The 15,724-nt window shown below is 56.7% G+C and carries 17 protein-coding genes; 6 read left to right on the forward strand and 11 right to left on the reverse strand.

Going from position 1 to position 15,724, the window contains the following annotated elements; all coding sequences use genetic code 11:
- Nucleotides 1-12: 12 nt before the first annotated feature.
- Nucleotides 13-891 carry a U32 family peptidase gene (locus O1722_RS02795; RefSeq protein ID WP_033487754.1) on the reverse strand — a complete coding sequence of 293 codons (879 nt, stop codon included), beginning with the start codon at nt 889-891 and terminating at the stop codon, nt 13-15.
- A gap of 7 nt (nt 892-898) precedes the next feature.
- The gene (gene ubiU / locus O1722_RS02800) at nt 899-1,894 is read right to left on the reverse strand and encodes a ubiquinone anaerobic biosynthesis protein UbiU (protein ID WP_003861773.1); all 996 of its coding nucleotides are present in this window, start codon (nt 1,892-1,894) and stop codon (nt 899-901) included.
- A gap of 221 nt (nt 1,895-2,115) precedes the next feature.
- Here ubiU and ubiT point away from each other — a divergent pair, with 221 nt between their 5' ends.
- Both ubiT and O1722_RS02810 read left to right on the forward strand, forming a co-directional pair.
- Complete coding sequence (gene ubiT, locus O1722_RS02805; protein ID WP_003861771.1) at nt 2,116-2,640, forward strand: ubiquinone anaerobic biosynthesis accessory factor UbiT; 525 nt, start codon at nt 2,116-2,118, stop codon at nt 2,638-2,640.
- A complete protein-coding gene (locus tag O1722_RS02810) occupies nt 2,634-3,137 on the forward strand; it encodes a GNAT family N-acetyltransferase (RefSeq protein WP_015571968.1) in 504 nt (167 codons plus the stop codon). The genes ubiT and O1722_RS02810 overlap by 7 nt, the downstream gene beginning before the upstream one ends.
- Here O1722_RS02810 and O1722_RS02815 read toward each other — a convergent pair.
- A complete protein-coding gene (locus tag O1722_RS02815; protein WP_003861768.1) occupies nt 3,124-3,453 on the reverse strand; it encodes a GIY-YIG nuclease family protein in 330 nt (109 codons plus the stop codon). The two genes, O1722_RS02810 and O1722_RS02815, sit on opposite strands and share 14 nt — an antisense overlap.
- A 14-nt stretch (nt 3,454-3,467) precedes the next feature.
- Between O1722_RS02815 and O1722_RS02820 the strand changes: the two genes are divergently transcribed.
- Entirely contained in the window at nt 3,468-3,902 is a 435-nt protein-coding gene (locus O1722_RS02820; protein WP_015571966.1) for a YhbP family protein, read from the forward strand.
- On the opposite strand, the gene O1722_RS02825 is transcribed toward O1722_RS02820, so the two are convergent.
- Nucleotides 3,882-4,400, reverse strand: a complete 519-nt coding sequence (locus tag O1722_RS02825) for a type 1 glutamine amidotransferase domain-containing protein (RefSeq protein ID WP_015571965.1) — start codon at nt 4,398-4,400, stop codon at nt 3,882-3,884. The two genes, O1722_RS02820 and O1722_RS02825, sit on opposite strands and share 21 nt — an antisense overlap.
- A gap of 128 nt (nt 4,401-4,528) precedes the next feature.
- On the opposite strand from O1722_RS02825, the gene O1722_RS02830 reads away from it, so the two are divergent.
- Nucleotides 4,529-5,173 (forward strand): NAD(P)H-binding protein, encoded by a 645-nt coding sequence (locus tag O1722_RS02830; RefSeq protein ID WP_023304489.1) that lies wholly within the window; start codon nt 4,529-4,531, stop codon nt 5,171-5,173.
- 40 nt (nt 5,174-5,213) lie between these two features.
- Entirely contained in the window at nt 5,214-6,251 is a 1,038-nt protein-coding gene (locus O1722_RS02835; protein WP_017693924.1) for a permease, read from the forward strand.
- A gap of 49 nt (nt 6,252-6,300) precedes the next feature.
- Here the strand turns inward: O1722_RS02835 and dolP are convergent, their stop codons facing one another.
- Genes dolP through O1722_RS02855 form a run of 4 tightly spaced genes read right to left on the reverse strand, consistent with a single transcriptional unit; the run spans nt 6,301 to nt 9,989 of the window.
- A complete protein-coding gene (gene dolP, locus O1722_RS02840) occupies nt 6,301-6,876 on the reverse strand; it encodes a division/outer membrane stress-associated lipid-binding lipoprotein (protein WP_006812102.1) in 576 nt (191 codons plus the stop codon).
- A 9-nt stretch (nt 6,877-6,885) separates the two neighbouring features.
- Nucleotides 6,886-7,476: a DnaA initiator-associating protein DiaA gene (gene diaA, locus O1722_RS02845; protein WP_003861754.1), complete on the reverse strand. Its 591-nt coding sequence runs from the start codon at nt 7,474-7,476 to the stop codon at nt 6,886-6,888.
- Between the two features lie 21 nt (nt 7,477-7,497).
- Complete coding sequence (locus O1722_RS02850) at nt 7,498-7,893, reverse strand: YraN family protein (protein WP_017382447.1); 396 nt, start codon at nt 7,891-7,893, stop codon at nt 7,498-7,500.
- Nucleotides 7,851-9,989, reverse strand: a complete 2,139-nt coding sequence (locus tag O1722_RS02855) for a penicillin-binding protein activator (protein ID WP_033487753.1) — start codon at nt 9,987-9,989, stop codon at nt 7,851-7,853. The genes O1722_RS02850 and O1722_RS02855 overlap by 43 nt, the downstream gene beginning before the upstream one ends.
- A gap of 61 nt (nt 9,990-10,050) precedes the next feature.
- Here O1722_RS02855 and rsmI point away from each other — a divergent pair, with 61 nt between their 5' ends.
- Nucleotides 10,051-10,914, forward strand: a complete 864-nt coding sequence (rsmI, locus tag O1722_RS02860) for a 16S rRNA (cytidine(1402)-2'-O)-methyltransferase (RefSeq protein ID WP_029739643.1) — start codon at nt 10,051-10,053, stop codon at nt 10,912-10,914.
- Between the two features lie 67 nt (nt 10,915-10,981).
- On the opposite strand, the gene O1722_RS02865 is transcribed toward rsmI, so the two are convergent.
- From O1722_RS02865 to malX, 3 genes are read right to left on the reverse strand one after another with little or no spacing between them, the layout of a single operon-like run.
- Entirely contained in the window at nt 10,982-12,871 is a 1,890-nt protein-coding gene (locus tag O1722_RS02865) for an alpha-galactosidase (RefSeq protein WP_033487752.1), read from the reverse strand.
- 16 nt (nt 12,872-12,887) lie between these two features.
- Nucleotides 12,888-14,060 carry a MalY/PatB family protein gene (locus O1722_RS02870; RefSeq protein WP_023304486.1) on the reverse strand — a complete coding sequence of 391 codons (1,173 nt, stop codon included), beginning with the start codon at nt 14,058-14,060 and terminating at the stop codon, nt 12,888-12,890.
- Between the two features lie 12 nt (nt 14,061-14,072).
- A complete protein-coding gene (gene malX / locus O1722_RS02875) occupies nt 14,073-15,644 on the reverse strand; it encodes a maltose/glucose-specific PTS transporter subunit IIBC (RefSeq protein WP_033487751.1) in 1,572 nt (523 codons plus the stop codon).
- Nucleotides 15,645-15,724 lie beyond the last annotated feature (80 nt).

Raw genomic sequence — 15,724 nt, forward strand, 5'->3', positions numbered from 1 at the left:
AGTGAGCCTTTTTTACGCCTGCAATTCCAGCCCGGCGAGACGTCTCCAGTAACCGTTGCAGTCGCTGTTTGCCGTCAACGGCAGCGGTGAGGCGCCGTTTTCGTTGGCGCGGAAGGCGTCCAGCATCGCGAAAACGCCGGTATCAAGCGGCGAAAGACGCACCATATCCACCAGCCCGTGCATTGACGCCAGTTCGTTGCCGAGGTTATAGACGTAACCGCTCATGGTCTGAATGCCGTTGAGGACAAACACCTGCTGGTTCTCCTGCGACAGCATACTGCGGCCGTTCGGGTACTTAATGCAGCAGGTTTCGCACTCGTCTTTCGGGCGATCTTCGGAACGTGCGGTGAAGCAGCGGGCAGAGTAGGCCAGCGGCAGATGGCCGTAGCTCAGAACCTCCACTTCAAACTTGTTGCGAATGCCCAGCTCTTCGCACTGTGTGAGCAGGTTGGCCAGCCAGTCGCGGGAGAGCTCAACCGGCATGCACCAGCGGGTCATCCCCTGTTTGAGCAACAGGCGCAGGGTCACCGCGTTATAGCAGTTCAGCGCATGTCCGGCGACAAACGGCAGCTTACGCTCGGCACACAGGTTTACCACGCCCAGGTCGCTCGCCTCCAGCAGGAACTCACCGTTTTCGACGTAGCGCTTCAGCTCGCCCAGTTCAGAGGACGCCTGCACCAGCGCCAGCGTCGAGAGCACCACCTGCTTGCCGCTGCCGGCCAGGTTTTTCGCTATATCCAGCCAGTCGCCCACTTTGGTGGCGCGGCGCTTGCTGCACACCGCTTCGCCGAGGTAAATCACATCGGCGCTGCTGTTAGCCGCCTGCTGGTAAAAATCTTCCAGCGTCTCTTTTGGCCAGTAGTAAAGCACCGGCCCTAATGAATATTTCATGATTATCTCACTGCCATTTACGGTGGTACGCGCCGAGCGTAGTTTGGGTGCCTTCAGACATCGCGCCGAGCGTCTCCATCCAGGCCGCTTGTGGAGCATAGTTTTGCGGGTCCGCCATGCAGCGGTCGATGGCCTGACGCCACACCTTCGCCACCTGGCTCACGTAGGCCGGGCTGCGCTGGCGGCCTTCGATTTTCACCGAGGCAATATTGGCGGCCAGCAGTTCCGGCAGCAATTCCAGCGTGTTGAGGCTGGTGGGCTCCTCCAGCGCGTGGTAGCGCTCGCCGTCCACCAGATAGCGGCCCTTACACAGTGTCGGATACCCCGCGTTTTCACCGTCCTGATAGCGGTCAATTAACACGTCATTCAGGCGTGACTCCAGTCCCTGCGGTGTTTGCTGCCAGCGAACGAAGCGGGCAGGCGAGCAGGCGCCGACGGTATTTGGCGATTCCCCGGTGAGATAGGAAGAAAGATAGCAGCGGCCTTCGGCCATGATGCACAGGCTGCCGAAGGCAAAAACCTCCAGCGGCACTGGCGTGACGCGCGCCAGTTGCTTAACCTGATGAATAGAGAGCACGCGCGGCAGCACCACGCGGGCTACGTCAAAGTGTCGATGATAAAAACGCACGGCCTCTTCATTGGTGGCCGATGCCTGAACAGAGACGTGGCGCTCAATATGCGGATAACGTTCTGCCGCATACTCAAGCATGGCGAGGTCGGCCAGGATCAGCGCATCGGCGCCCAGCTGGGCCGCCATATCCACGGCGCGCTGCCAGCGGGCATAGCCATCAGGATGGGCAAAGGTATTGATGGCGATGTGCAGTTTGCGCCGGTGCTGGTGAACGAAGTTAACGGCTTCCTGAAGCTTTTTCTCCGTAAAGTTAAGACCCGCAAAATGGCGGGCGTTGGTATCATCTTTCAGCCCGATATAGACCGCATCGGCCCCATTTTCGATGGCCGCCTTAAGCGCCGGAAGGTTTCCGGCAGGGCAGAGCAGCTCCATAATTTATCCCGATGTTGTCGATCGCAGGGATCGTAAAAAATGTTAACGAGCTGGGATTTTAATTAACCCATACGCGACAATTTTTGATTTAAGGCAGCTAATGGCGTATTGATGGCACCAATAATGAGGTATACCGGACAACGGTTTGTTGATTTACGCCGCTATCTTCTTGTCGGGATATGGCAAAATAGCAGGACTATAGCTATCAGGGAGTAAAGCTCGTGCTGGATAAACTGCGTTCACGTCTCGTACAATTTGGTCCATCAATGCTGAGCGTGCCGGTAAAACTGGCGCCGTTCGCGCTTAAACGCCAGGTGCTGGAACAGGTACTGAGCTGGCAGTTCCGCCAGGCGCTTCAGGACGGTGAGCTGGAGTTTCTGGAAGGCCGCTGGTTAAAGATTGAAGTGCGCGATATCGGGTTGCGCTGGTTTACTTCCGTTGAGAACGATCGGCTGATCGTCCGTGAAACCGCCGAGGCGGATGTCAGCTTTAGCGCGGATGCCAGCGATCTGCTGATGATCGCCGCGCGCAAACAGGATCCGGACACCCTCTTCTTCCAGCGTCGTCTGGTGATTGAAGGCGACACGGAGCTCGGTCTGTACGTCAAAAATTTAATGGATGCCATTGAGCTGGAGCAGATGCCGAAAGCGCTGCGTATGATGTTGATGCAAATGGCAGATTTCGTTGAGGCCGGGCTAAAAACCCCGCCGGACAGTAAACACACTTCAGTAGGTGAGCCATGCTGATTCGAGTCGAAATTGGGATTGATGCGCCGGGTATCGATGCGTTGTTACGCCGCTCTTTTGCAGGCGACGCCGAAGCCCAACTGGTTCACGATCTTCGCGAAGATGGCCTGATTACGCTGGGCCTGGTTGCCACCGACGATGAAGGGCAGGTGGTCGGCTACGTGGCCTTCAGCCCGGTGATTGTGCAGGGTGAAGAGTTACAGTGGGTCGGCATGGCGCCGCTGGCGGTGGATGAAAACTACCGTGGCCAGGGCCTGGCGCGCCAGCTGGTCTATGAAGGGCTGGATTCACTGAATGAATTTGGCTATGCCGCTGTCGTCGTTCTGGGCGATCCGGCGTTCTACGAACGTTTAGGTTTTAAGCCAGCGTCCAGATACGATCTGCGCTGCCACTGGCCGGGCACGGAAACATCTTTCCTGGTGCATCCTCTGGCGGATGATGCGCTCGACGGCGTTACCGGTCTGGTGGAGTACCACGATCATTTCAATCGTTTTTAAGCAGGCTTTCGCGTAGCGCCTCGAAAGAGCCGTCCCCGTTGACGAGACGCTCTTTCTGGCGCTTCGTCAGCTGCTTGATGCGGTATTCCAGCCTGAGCGCCAGGGATCTGTCGCCCACGGCGGCTGAAAACGCTAACTGAAGTTCACCTTTCCCCCGCAGCGCCTTCGCCCCTTTCCCCGTTTGATGTTGTAAAAAACGCCGTGCCACATCGGTAGTGATCCCGGTGTAGAGTGCGTTATCAGCGGTTCGGACAAGATAGAGAAACCAGCACACGGTAAACAGATTCAGTATGTTAAGGTGAACGCACCATAGCATGAGAGAGAGCGAAAATGGAAACACTGGCCGCCATTAACCGCTGGCTGGCAAAGCAGCATGTCGTGACCTGGTGCGTCTGTAAAGACGAGGAGATGTGGTGCGCAAATGCCTTTTATTACTACGATCCCGAGCGCGTGGCCTTTTACGTGATGAGCGAAGATAAAACGCGGCATGCGCAGATGACGGGCCAGCGGGCAAAAGTGGCGGGCACGGTAAACGGTCAGCCTAAAACCGTTGCGCTGATCCGCGGGGTCCAGTTTAAAGGCGAAATTCGTCGCCTGGAAGGTGAGGAGAGCGACGCGCAACGTAAACGCTATACGCGCCGCTTCCCGGTGGCCGCGGCGCTAAAAGCCCCGGTGTGGGAAATCCGCCTTGATGAGCTGAAATTTACCGACAACACCCTGGGCTTTGGCAAGAAGCTGCACTGGTTACGCGCCGAGCAGGCGTAGCGCTTCACGGTTAAACGCCGGCAGATCGTCCGGTGTACGGCTGGTGATCAGCTGATCGTTATCGTTCACCACTTCCTGATCGTAGAACTCGGCTCCCGCGTTTTTCAGATCGATAACGATCGGCTTCACCGCGGTGAGCTTACGCCCGCGTACCACCTCGGCGCTGATCAGCAGCTGCGGACCGTGGCAAATGGCAAATACCGGTTTACCGGTGCCGACGAAGTCACGGGTAAAGGTGACGAAACGCTCGTCTCCGCGCAGGGAATCCGGTGAATGACCGCCCGGTAACAGCAGGGCGTCGAAATCCGACGGGCTGACGTTATCAATGGATTCGTCAATGGTCACGCTGGCTTCGCCCTTATGGCCCTTCACGGTTTTACCCGCTTCTTTCTCGATGGTGACCACCTCGTGGCCCGCCTTGCGGAATGCCTCTGCTGGCGACGTAAATTCTGAATCTTCAAACTCGTCGGTAATCAAGACTGCGATTTTTTTACCCATGCTTCCTCCGTTGTTTTCGCTTCAGACTGTTTTTTTCCCGTTTGTGGTAAATACTTACCGGTAACAGACTTTTAAGTGTGGTAGAGCAGGCCCAGAACGCAAACGGACAATTCTGTAAAGGGGATAAGATGAGTCAGGTACTGATTACCGGCGCAACCGGGCTGGTGGGTGGACATCTGCTGCGGCTGCTGATCCAGGATCGGCATATCAATTATATCGCCGCCCCGACGCGTCGCCCGCTGTTGGATATCACCGGCGTCTATAACCCGCACGATCCACAGCTCACCGACGCGCTGGCGCAGGTGCAGGATCCCATTGATATCGCCTTTTGCTGCCTTGGCACCACCCGACGGGAAGCGGGCAGTAAAGAAGCTTTTGTCCATGCGGATTACACACTGGTGGTGGATACCGCCCTGACGGCGAAAAAGCTGGGCGCAAAACATTTCCTGGTAGTCAGCGCGCACGGCGCGAACGCAGGCTCGCCGTTTTTTTACAACCAGGTGAAGGGCAAAATGGAAGAGGCGTTAATCGCGCAGAAATGGGAGCGCCTGACCATCGCGCGGCCTTCCATGCTGATGGGGCACCGTGACGAACGTCGTTTTAACGAGTCATTTTTCGCTCCGCTGTTTCGTATCCTGCCGGGTAACTGGAAGTCCATCGAGGCGCGGGATGTCGCGCTGGCGATGCTAAAAGAGGCGCTGGCTCCGTCGCAGGAGGGGGTTAATATTATCCCTTCGGCAAAACTGCGTGAAATCGCGCAGGGCGAGGCGTAAACTTCCCCGGCTTATTAAATAACACCTTCCGGGGAATGGTATGACTGGTCAGTCTTCATCTCAGGCGGCAACACCTGTTCAGTGGTGGAAGCCCGCACTCTTCTTTCTCGTGGTCATCATTGGCCTCTGGTATGTGAAATGGCAGCCGTACTACGGTAAAGCCTTCACCGCCGCCGACACCCACAGCATCGGTAAATCGATTCTCGCGCAGGCCGATTCCAGCCCGCTACGCGCGGCGTGGGATTACGCCATGGTCTATTTTCTTGCCGTCTGGAAAGCGGCGGTATTGGGCGTATTGCTGGGCTCGCTGATTCAGGTACTTATCCCGCGTAACTGGCTGGTGAAAACCCTGGGACAGCCGCGCTTGCAGGGCACGCTACTGGGGACGATTTTCTCCCTGCCGGGCATGATGTGCTCCTGCTGCGCCGCACCGGTGGCGGCGGGTATGCGCCGACAGCGCGTGTCGATGGGCGGCGCGCTTGCCTTCTGGATGGGTAACCCCCTGCTGAACCCGGCAACGCTGGTGTTTATGGGCTTCGTTCTCGGCTGGCATTTCGCGTTTATCCGTCTGGCGGCTGGCCTGCTGACGGTGGTGCTTGTCGCTACGCTGGTGCAGCACCTGGTGAAAGACAACGAGGCCGGGCCTGCCTCCGTTGAGCTGGACGTCAGCGAGCCGCAGGGCAATTTCTTTGCTCGCTGGGGCAAAGCGCTGTGGCAGCTTTTCTGGAGCACCATTCCGGTCTATATCCTGGCCGTACTGGTGCTGGGGGCGGCGCGCGTCTGGCTGTTCCCGCATGCGGATGGCGCTATCGACAACACGCTGATGTGGGTGATTGCGATGGCGGTGGCCGGGTGCCTGTTTGTGATCCCAACCGCGGCGGAGATCCCGATTATTCAGACCATGATGATGGCTGGTATGGGGACCGCACCGGCGCTGGCGCTGCTCATCACGCTGCCGGCGGTGAGCCTGCCGTCGCTTATCATGCTGCGTAAGTCATTCCCGGCGAAAGCGCTGTGGCTGACTGCGGGGCTGGTGGCGTTGAGCGGAGTTATTGTGGGGAGTATGGCGCTTGTGTGAAAAAAGCCCGGTGGCGCTAGCGCTTACCGGGCCTGTAGTCAGGTGGTAATTACTTAATGTAAGTAAAGGCGGTGGTGACGTGTTTCACGCCGCTCACCCGGCTGGCGATATCCGCCGCCGCTTTCCCTTCACGTTCCGTCACCAGACCCAGCAGGAACACTTCGCCGTTCTCCGTGGTCACTTTCACGTTTGAGGATTTCACCTGGTCGGTACCCAGCAGCTGGGAACGCACTTTGGTGGTGATCCAGGTATCAGATGACGCGGTGCCGAGACCAATCGGCTGGCCCTGGCGGATCTCGTTAAACACTTCCGCCGTACCTTCCACACCCATCGCAATCTGTTTGGCGCGCGAGGCGAGTTCAGGATTTGGCGCCTGGCCTGCCAGCAGCACTTTGCCCTGATAAGCCGTCACGTTGATGCGTGCTTCCTTCTTGATCTGCTCGTCTTTCGACAGCGCACTGTTTACGCGCAGCTCAAGCGTACCGTCATCCACCTGCGTCCCAACGGTGCGCGGATCGGTCGCTGCTTTGGTGCCGACCGCTGCGGTGCCGACTACAGCGGCAGCGATGCATCCCTGAAGCAGTAATGCAGACATCACGACTGCAAGGGCCGATAAAACCTTCATGAGAACTCCTTAATCATCCTGGTGAGGGAAAAGCGTGTTATCGATCAGATCGCATAAGCAGTTCACCGTGAGCATATGCATCTCCTGGATGCGGGCGCTACGGTGCGAAGGAATGCGGATCTCCACATCCTGCGGCCCCAGCAGGCCAGCCAGCTCTCCGCCGTCGTAACCGGTCAGGGCGACAATCGTCATATCCCGGGTCACGGCCGCTTCAACCGCTTTAACGATATCCCGGCTGTTACCGCGCGTGGAGATCGCCAGCAGCACGTCTCCGGCATGGCCTAAGGCGCGCACCTGCTTGGCGTAGATTTCGTCATGCAGACGATCGTTGGCAATCGCAGTTAAGACCACGTTATCGGTGTTTAGTGCAATGGCAGGTAAACTCGGGCGCTCGGTTTCGAAGCGATTGATCATGCTGGCAGCAAAATGCTGTGCGTTGGCGGCGGACGTGCCATTGCCACAACAGAGGATTTTGTTGCCGTTGAGCAGCGACTGAACCAGCGTCATCGCTGCACGCGAGATCGCGTCCGGAAGGGCTTCCGCCGCGGCAATCTGCGTTTGAATGCTTTCTGTGAAGCACACTTTAATTCGTTCGAGCACGGTATCCCTTTAAAATCTTATTTATGCGTCTTCGCCAAACGCGTTTTTAAGCCAGTCGATCGCATTTCCGGTGAAGGCTACCACATCGAAACGGCAATCCACAGTATCAAAACTCCCATTATGGCGGGCAAGCCACAAGTGGGCAGTCTGTAATAATTTTTGTTGTTTGGCGAGCGTCACGCTGGCGGCAGCACCGCCAAAACGGGACGACTGTCGGAAGCGAACTTCAACAAACACGATGGTCTGACCGTCTTTCATGATCAGGTCAATCTCGCCGCCGCGCCCGCGAACGTTGGCGGCGACAAAGCGCAGTCCTTTGCCTTCAAGCCAGCGACGCGCCTTTAACTCCCACGCGTCGCCGGTCTGTTTACGGCTTAACTGGCCGGGACAATCTGCCCCTGCTGGTATTTGAGCCATGATAACTTCCTGTTAATCACACAATCCTGATCGGCGGTCAGATCGCCGGTATTCCCGTTAAGCTCGAAGCCCGGTACCTGACGCATCTGGGTGAAGTGGTTTGCCAGCGCCCAGGCATCGACGCCCATCGCGTACAGACGCGCCAGGGAATAGTCATTGCGCACCGCGCCCAGCGCCTGCTGCATCAACTGCGGGTTGCTGCCTGCCAGCATGGGGATCTCGCTGTATTGCAGTCCTTCCATTTCCAGACGGAAATCCGGGCCTGCGGTACCCTGTGCGCTGCGTGAGCTGGCGTAGAGCGTTGCACCGCTCTGGCTGCCGTTACGCATGGCGATCATCGGTTTGATAAAGGCGATCTCTTCCGGCGTAGCGACGATGTACGCCGAATCCACTTTACCGCCGCCGCTGATTTGCGCGTCGGTAGGTGGTGCCGGGATCGTCAGACCGCCGATGGTGACGCTCTGCTGCTGCGGCAGGCTGGCGGATACCGGGCTACCGTTGAGGGCAATACCTGCCCCGCCGTTCACGCCCGCTCTCAGTTCGGAAGCTGAGCCAAATTTCTGCTGCAACACCACGCCACCGCCAAGGGTCTGCCACTCTTGCGCAAACGCGTTGGCAACGCGATCGCCCAGCGTGCTGCGTGGGATCAGCAGCAGCGGCGCCTGCTTGCCCTGCTCGTGAATATGGCGGGCCGCATCGCGGGCTTCATCCTCCGGAGAGAGGGCGAAGTAACAGATATTGGCGCGGTTCTGAACCTGCTCAGGCTGGTTAAGCGCCAGCACGTTCAGCGTGGTGTTGCTCTTCATCAGCGCTTCCACGTTGTTTTTCAACAGCGGGCCGACAACGATGCTGGCCCCGTCCTGCTGAACCTGCGCCAGCACCTGGTCAAGCGGCTGGGCGCTGGTGTCGTAGATTTTCAACTCTGCACCAGGGTTAGCGCTGGTGGTGACCACAGCCTGCGGCTGGGCTGATGGCTGCTGTTCCGGCTGCTCGGTTTGCGGCTGAGGTTGTTCTGCCGTCGCGGGCGCCGGTGTTTCAGCCGGGGCCTGTGTTGCCGCAGGCGCTGGGGTAGCAGGCTGCGTCGTTGGGGCAGTAACCGGATTCTGCATGGTGCCCTGCGCAGGGGTTTGCGCGGTGGTCAGGTCGCTGGTTTCGGCGGCGGACGGGCTGACAACGTCATTCACATTCGCCGCCTGTGCAGCCTGCGCCGGAACCGCGCTGCCGCTGACGGCGGTGGTGCCGTTTTTCGCGGCTTCAAAACCTTGCTGAATGGCGCGACCAAACACCGCAGCCTGACCGTTTAACGGCAGCAGCAGGGCAATTTTGCTGGTGGAGGCGGGCTTAAAGTTTTGCACGTTCACCAGCTGCGTTGGCAGCATTTTCGCTCCCGGGTTTTGCGGGTAACGCTTTTGCCAGTCGGTAATGCCGGCTTTCAGCATGTTCGGATCGCTGCGGTTGTTGAACCACATCTGTTGCAGATCCAGCCAGCCTTGCAGGACATTTTCATCGGCGTTGATTACCAGCGCCTTGGCCTGATCCTGGGTCATGGAGGCGAGCGCCTGCCAGGTTGCGTCAATATTTTTTTGCTTGTCCGCACCCGCGAGCAGAGGCTCCTGGGCAATCAGCGCGCGGAGTAGCGTCAGGGAAGGGCGACCCTGCTCAGCGGTGATACCGGCCTGCCAGAAACGGGCCTGCTGGTTTTTATCCAGCGTGCTGAGATCGATGGTGCCGAGGATCTTCTTCGCGCCGTCGTAATCTTTTTGCGCGACCTTCAGTTCTGCCGACAGCAGCGTCTGCTCATGGCGCTGATTGTCGTTAAGATCCTGCGGCAGCTGGCTGAACAGCTCGGCGGCCTGCTGGGTTTTCCCTTCTTTCAGCAGTGCACGAATGGCGAGTAATTGCCAGTTGATCCTGGTATCATTTGTACTCTGCGACATTTGTTGCAGATAAAAGCCAGAATCAGCCTGAGCGGATCCCTGCATATGAGCAGTGCTCTGGTCAGGTGCCTGGGTGCCGCAGCCGGTAAAGATCAGGGCTGCCAGCAGGAGGGGCACGCTGTGCGCGGCTTTTTTTCGAAGAAACGTTAACGGTACCATACTGTATCCAGTGATTTTTTTACGCAATGCTCAATATTAAATCGGCAATACGGACGAAACAATGAAACAACACGAAACGGCAGATAATTCTCAAGGCCAGCTTTATATTGTACCTACTCCTATCGGGAATTTGTCTGATATTACCCAACGTGCGCTCACCGTATTGCAAGCTGTTGATTTAATTGCGGCTGAAGACACCCGTCATACCGGTTTACTGCTACAACACTTTGCCATCAACGCCCGTTTGTTTGCCCTGCACGATCACAATGAGCAACAAAAAGCCGAAACGCTGGTGGCGAAGCTTAAAGAAGGGCAGAACATCGCGCTGGTCTCCGATGCGGGAACGCCGCTGATCAACGATCCGGGCTACCATCTGGTACGCACCTGCCGGGAAGCAGGCATCCGCGTTGTGCCGCTGCCGGGGCCGTGCGCGGCGATTGCGGCGTTAAGCGCTGCGGGTCTGCCGTCCGATCGTTTCTGCTACGAAGGCTTCCTGCCTGCTAAATCCAAAGGCCGTCGCGATGTGTTAAAGGATCTGGAAGCTGAACCGCGTACGTTGATCTTCTACGAATCAACCCACCGTTTGCTGGAAAGCCTGGAAGATATGGTGACCGTCTGGGGCGAAGCCCGCTATGTGGTGCTGGCGCGCGAGCTGACCAAAACGTGGGAAACCATTCACGGTGCGCCGGTTGGCGAACTGCTGGCGTGGGTGAAAGAGGATGAAAACCGCCGCAAGGGCGAAATGGTGCTGATTGTTGAAGGCCACAAAGCGCAGGAAGACGCTCTGCCTGCCGATGCGCTGCGTACGCTGGCCCTGCTACAGGCTGAACTTCCTCTGAAAAAAGCGGCTGCGCTGGCGGCGGAGATCCACGGCGTGAAGAAAAATGCGCTGTATAAATATGCGCTGGAGCAGCAGGGGGAGTAAGACCCTGCCGCCTGTTTTGCCGGGTGGCGGCTTCGCCTTACCCGGTCTACACCGTATCAAAGCCTCACTATTTCTCCGGCATCGCCTCAAACACCAGCGTTTCCAGCGGTTGCAGCGTAATCACCACAGCGTTTTTATACTCCTCTGGTACGGTCGAATTACTGCCGTACACGGCTTTCAGGGTAAACTGCGAACGCTCTCCTGCCGGGACTTCAAAATCTTTGGTTAAATCCAGGAAGTAACGTTGCGGCTTATCCGATGGGTTGCGTAAGCCAAAAATCGCTTTGTCTTTACTCCATGAGGCCCAGCCGTAAACCTCAAGCGAAGTTGGGTCACCGCCAATCCAGTGAGTATCCACCAGCACGCTGGCATTCTCACGCGACCATTTCGCCGCCTGCGCCAGGGTATCCCACTTCGCCTTATTCAGCATGGACGGCGTAATGTACAGCTCCTGAAGCTGAGTTCCGGTTGCGAAGTAGCTCCAGACCTGATCGGCAAAATCGCTGTCTGTTTGCACTTTCTCGAGTCCATAGTAAGCGTTCTCTGCGCTGACGATCCCGTGGTACATCAGTGAGTTCAGCGGGAACAGCGGACCTTTACGCACGATGGATCGCCAGGTTTCGGCATCGCGGTAGGTCATCCACTGCTGCACTGGCGTGCCGGGGCCGTACAGGTTGATATCATCGCCCTGACGCCAGATTGAATCAGCATAGAACAGCCAGGACGGGCTGGCGTCGGTGCCGGTGGTCAGGTTGATAAACAGGTTCGGGTTTGCGCTGCGCATGTTGTGCAGCAGGGCAATGGACGCGTCAAAATCCGATGCAAATGGGCTGCCCTTGATATGCGAATTGGCATTACCCATTCCGTCGAGCTTGAACGAGGTAATATGCTCGTTTTTGATCAGCTTGATGATCTGATCGTTAAAGTTTTTAAAATAGTTCGGCCCCGACAGCGCCAGCTTGCCGTCTACGGTTTCGAAACCATACTCTTTTGCATGCGAGACGCGAATATCGCGCGGCTTGTTGTATCCGCCCCACGGAGAAAGCCACAGCCCAACCGAGCTATGCAGGCTGTCGGCTTTTTCCCTGACTTTGCCAAAACCGTTGCTGAATGCCGGGCCAAACAGCCAGCGTCCGGTGCGATCGTCCCAGCCATCGTCCAGCAGGAACGCGTCCAGCGCCACCCCGCGTCCGGCAATAAATTCTTTATTCCATTCGTCCATCCGCCCAATGACATCCTGCTCGGAGTAAGGGGTAAAGAAGCCGATGTCCATCCAGCTGTTGTAGTGCAGGTAAGGCTTATAAGGCCGCGGACGCACGGCATCGATAAACTGGTTTACGCTGCGGCGCAGCTGATTAGTTTCCGGGAAAGTGCCGAACCAGGTGGTAAAACTAACCGGTGTCTCAGGCAGAATTGGCGTTTTCAGCTCCACGTTGAGGTTCGTGGTGGCTTCATAAGCGTAAGTATTCACAATCGGTTTGTCTGGCAGGATGAAGAACGAGTCGGCCACGATTGGCGAGCTGTTAATCGCCCCGTCAACGTAAGGTGCCTGAGACTGCTTCTTCGTCGGGAAGAAGGTAATTTTCGCTACGTCCCGCGGCTGCCCGACGGCGGCGATGGTGTAGCCAATGCTGGCGTATTTTCCCTTCACCAGGTTCAGTTTCACCGTTACGATAAAATCCGGATGCGTAAAGTCGATGACTATCGCATTGTCCTGCTTTTCGACGTGCTTGATTTTGAAATCAGCGGTGTGGATTTTTGTTTCATCCGGTAGCGTCAGAAAGAACAACTCCTGGGGCGTGAGCGGATGGTTAGCTTTGCTGTCCGTTACCACTACCGTTGCGTTTGCATCATCAAACAAAAGGGCAATATTGTCGTTACTGAGCGCGTAGTTTGCTGCCGCCGCACCATGAGAAACACAGAGAGTCAGCAGCGAGAGAGTGAGCATTTTTTTCATCGGGGTAAGATCCTTATCAGTAATGCTTCAGCATTCGGTTGATGGACTGTTCCAGCCAGTAGCGCTGGGTGCCGAAGTTAATACGCAGGTAGTTTTCGCCGTTTTGTACGTAGTGGCTGCCATCTTCAATGACCACGCCAGCCTGTTTTGCGAAATGTTGAGTTAGCGCCGTCGCACTGCGATCGTCCGCACTGACGTCTATCCAGGCGAGATACGACGACTCCGGGTTCATCATCTTCCATGCAGGGAAATGGGTCTGGATGGCATCCGCAAGGTAGCGGGCATTGCCGCGCAGATAACCATTCAGCGCGTCGAGCCATGGCAGACCTTGCTGATAAGCCAGAATAATTCCCCACACGCCGAAGATATTGGGCGAGGTAATGGAGTTCTTCTCCAGTTGCTGGCGGAAACGCTGGCGCAGCGAATCGTCTGGAATCATTGAGTAGGATGTTTTTAGCCCGCCAAGGTTGAAGGCTTTATTGGGGGAGGTCAGCACAATCAGGTTGTCCTGGGCGGCACAGCCCGAAGTCAGACAACTGACGAATGTACCGTCCAGAATGTGCTCGGCGTGAACCTCATCAACCACCAGAATCGTGCCGTAGCGCTTACAGAGATCGGACACCTGACGTATCTCATCCGCGCGCCAGATTCGGCCCGAAGGGTTATGCGGCGAGCAGAAGAACCACAGTTTTGGACGGTGAGTTTTGAGCTGAACTTCAATCAGATTAAAATCCAGCTGATAGCGGTTTTCCTTCACGCTCAGCGGATTTGCAAGCACCCGCACGCCCTGTCGCTGTGTCGCCATCGCAAACGGGTCATACACCGGGGTATTCATCATCACGCAGTCGCCGGGTTTGCAGAACGCCTGAACCGTATAGTGCAGCGTGGAAACGGTGCCGTAGGTCAGGGTGATCCATGACTTATGCACCTCAACCTGATGACGGGTGCGCTGGAAGGCGATGACCGCATCGTAGAATTCGTCGAAGCACCAGGTGTAACCGAAGGTGCCATGCTCCACGATGCGCTGGAAGCCTTCAATCACGGCGGGTGGCGAGGTGAAATCCATGTCTGCTATCCACAGCGGGATAAATCCCTCCGGGACATCACCGAAACGCGAGCACACAAACGTATGATCCCATTTACGGCATTTATCGCTTTTACGCTCAATGATTCTGTCGAAATCAAACACAACGTCCCCCTGTTAAATTAAGGCTTCAATGCCGGATTTGACGCTCTGCACCTGCGGACCGATGATCACCTGAACGCTGTGGGCATCAAGCACCACTACTGACAAGGCGCCCGCGGCCTTCAGCGCCTGCTGGTCGATAAGCCCCATATCTTTTACCACCAGACGTAAGCGGGTAATGCAGTTGTCGAGCGACTCAATATTCTCTTTACCGCCAAGCGCGCGAAGAATAAGCCCATGATCGTATTTCGATTTTCCACGTGCCCGGGTATTGGCTTCCACCGCCTGGAGCGCACCCTGCGCGTCAACCTCACGGCCCGGCGTTTTAATATCGTGCCTGAGGATGTACCAGCGGAAGACGAAGAAGTAGATAACAAACCAGGCAATACCCACCGGGAACAGCAGATACCATTTGGTCGACATCCCCTGCATGACGCCGAAGATCAGCAGATCCAGAATGCCGCCGTCGGTGTTGCCGATGGTGACGCCGAGCAGCGCCATCACCATCAGCGCCAGGCCAGACATAACGATATGAAACGCGTAAAGCACAGGGGCAATAAACAGGAACAGGAACTCAATCGGCTCTGAAATACCCGTGACAACTGAAACCAGCACGCCTGAAAGCAGCAGCCCTTTAATCACCGGACGGTTTTCCGGGCGCGCGGTGCGGTAGATAGCGTAAGCCACGGCAGGCAGGCCGAAGATAAAGGTCGGCATAAACCCTTGCGATAAAAATGCCGTAACGTGCGGACTAAACGGCAGGCCAGCTTTCAGCTCGGCGTAGAAAATGTTCAGCGCACCGGCCACTTCCTGGCCGTTAACCATCTCAATGCCCCCCGCCGGGGTGAAGCGCACCATCGCCAGCAGGATGTGGTGTAGGCCAAAAGGTTTGAGCAGCAGTACGCCCACACCATACAGGAATGGCCCAAAGACGCTGGTGCTCTGGATGATATGACCAATCCCGGCAATGCCCATTGCCACATATTCCCACAGCAGGGGGATAAACAAGCCGACCAGCGACAGGGTGAGGGCGGTAATGATGGGCACAAAACGAATGCCGCTAAAGAAGGCAAACGCGTCGTGCAGCACCGTGTCCTGGAAACGTTCGTGCAGGAAGTAGGTGATCACCCCTACCACAATGCCGCCGAGCACGCCCATCTCCAGCGTTTGAATGCCAAGCACGATGGATTGTCCAACCTGTCTCATGGTGGCGGCATCCGCAAGCTGGTGGGTGGCGGTCAGGTAGTAGTTGATGCTCATGTTCATCAGCATGTAGCCAACGAATCCGGCAAAAGCGCCAACCGCTTTATTACGTCTGGCAAGGCCCATCGGGATCGCCATGGCAAACATCAGCGGCAGATAGGTAAAAGCAAAGCCGCCGACCATGGCGATAAAACCAAAGGTGAGCTGCGTTAACTCGCCGCCCAGAAAGGGAAAACTTTTGATGGTGGAAGGGCTGGTGACAGAACTACCGATACCTAATAACAACCCCATAAAGGCCAACAGTGAGACCGGGAACATAAACGTCTTTCCCAGGCTCTGGAAAAACTCCCACGCTTTCGATTTAAACGACTTTTCCTGTGTCATGTAGGGACTCCTCGGTTTTTTAGGATAATGGAAGGCGCTGTCCGGCTTAAGGACGCGCCTTCATATTTGCGAGGCTTATA

The organism is Enterobacter cloacae complex sp. HYC003_NIDB, assembly GCF_056673375.1.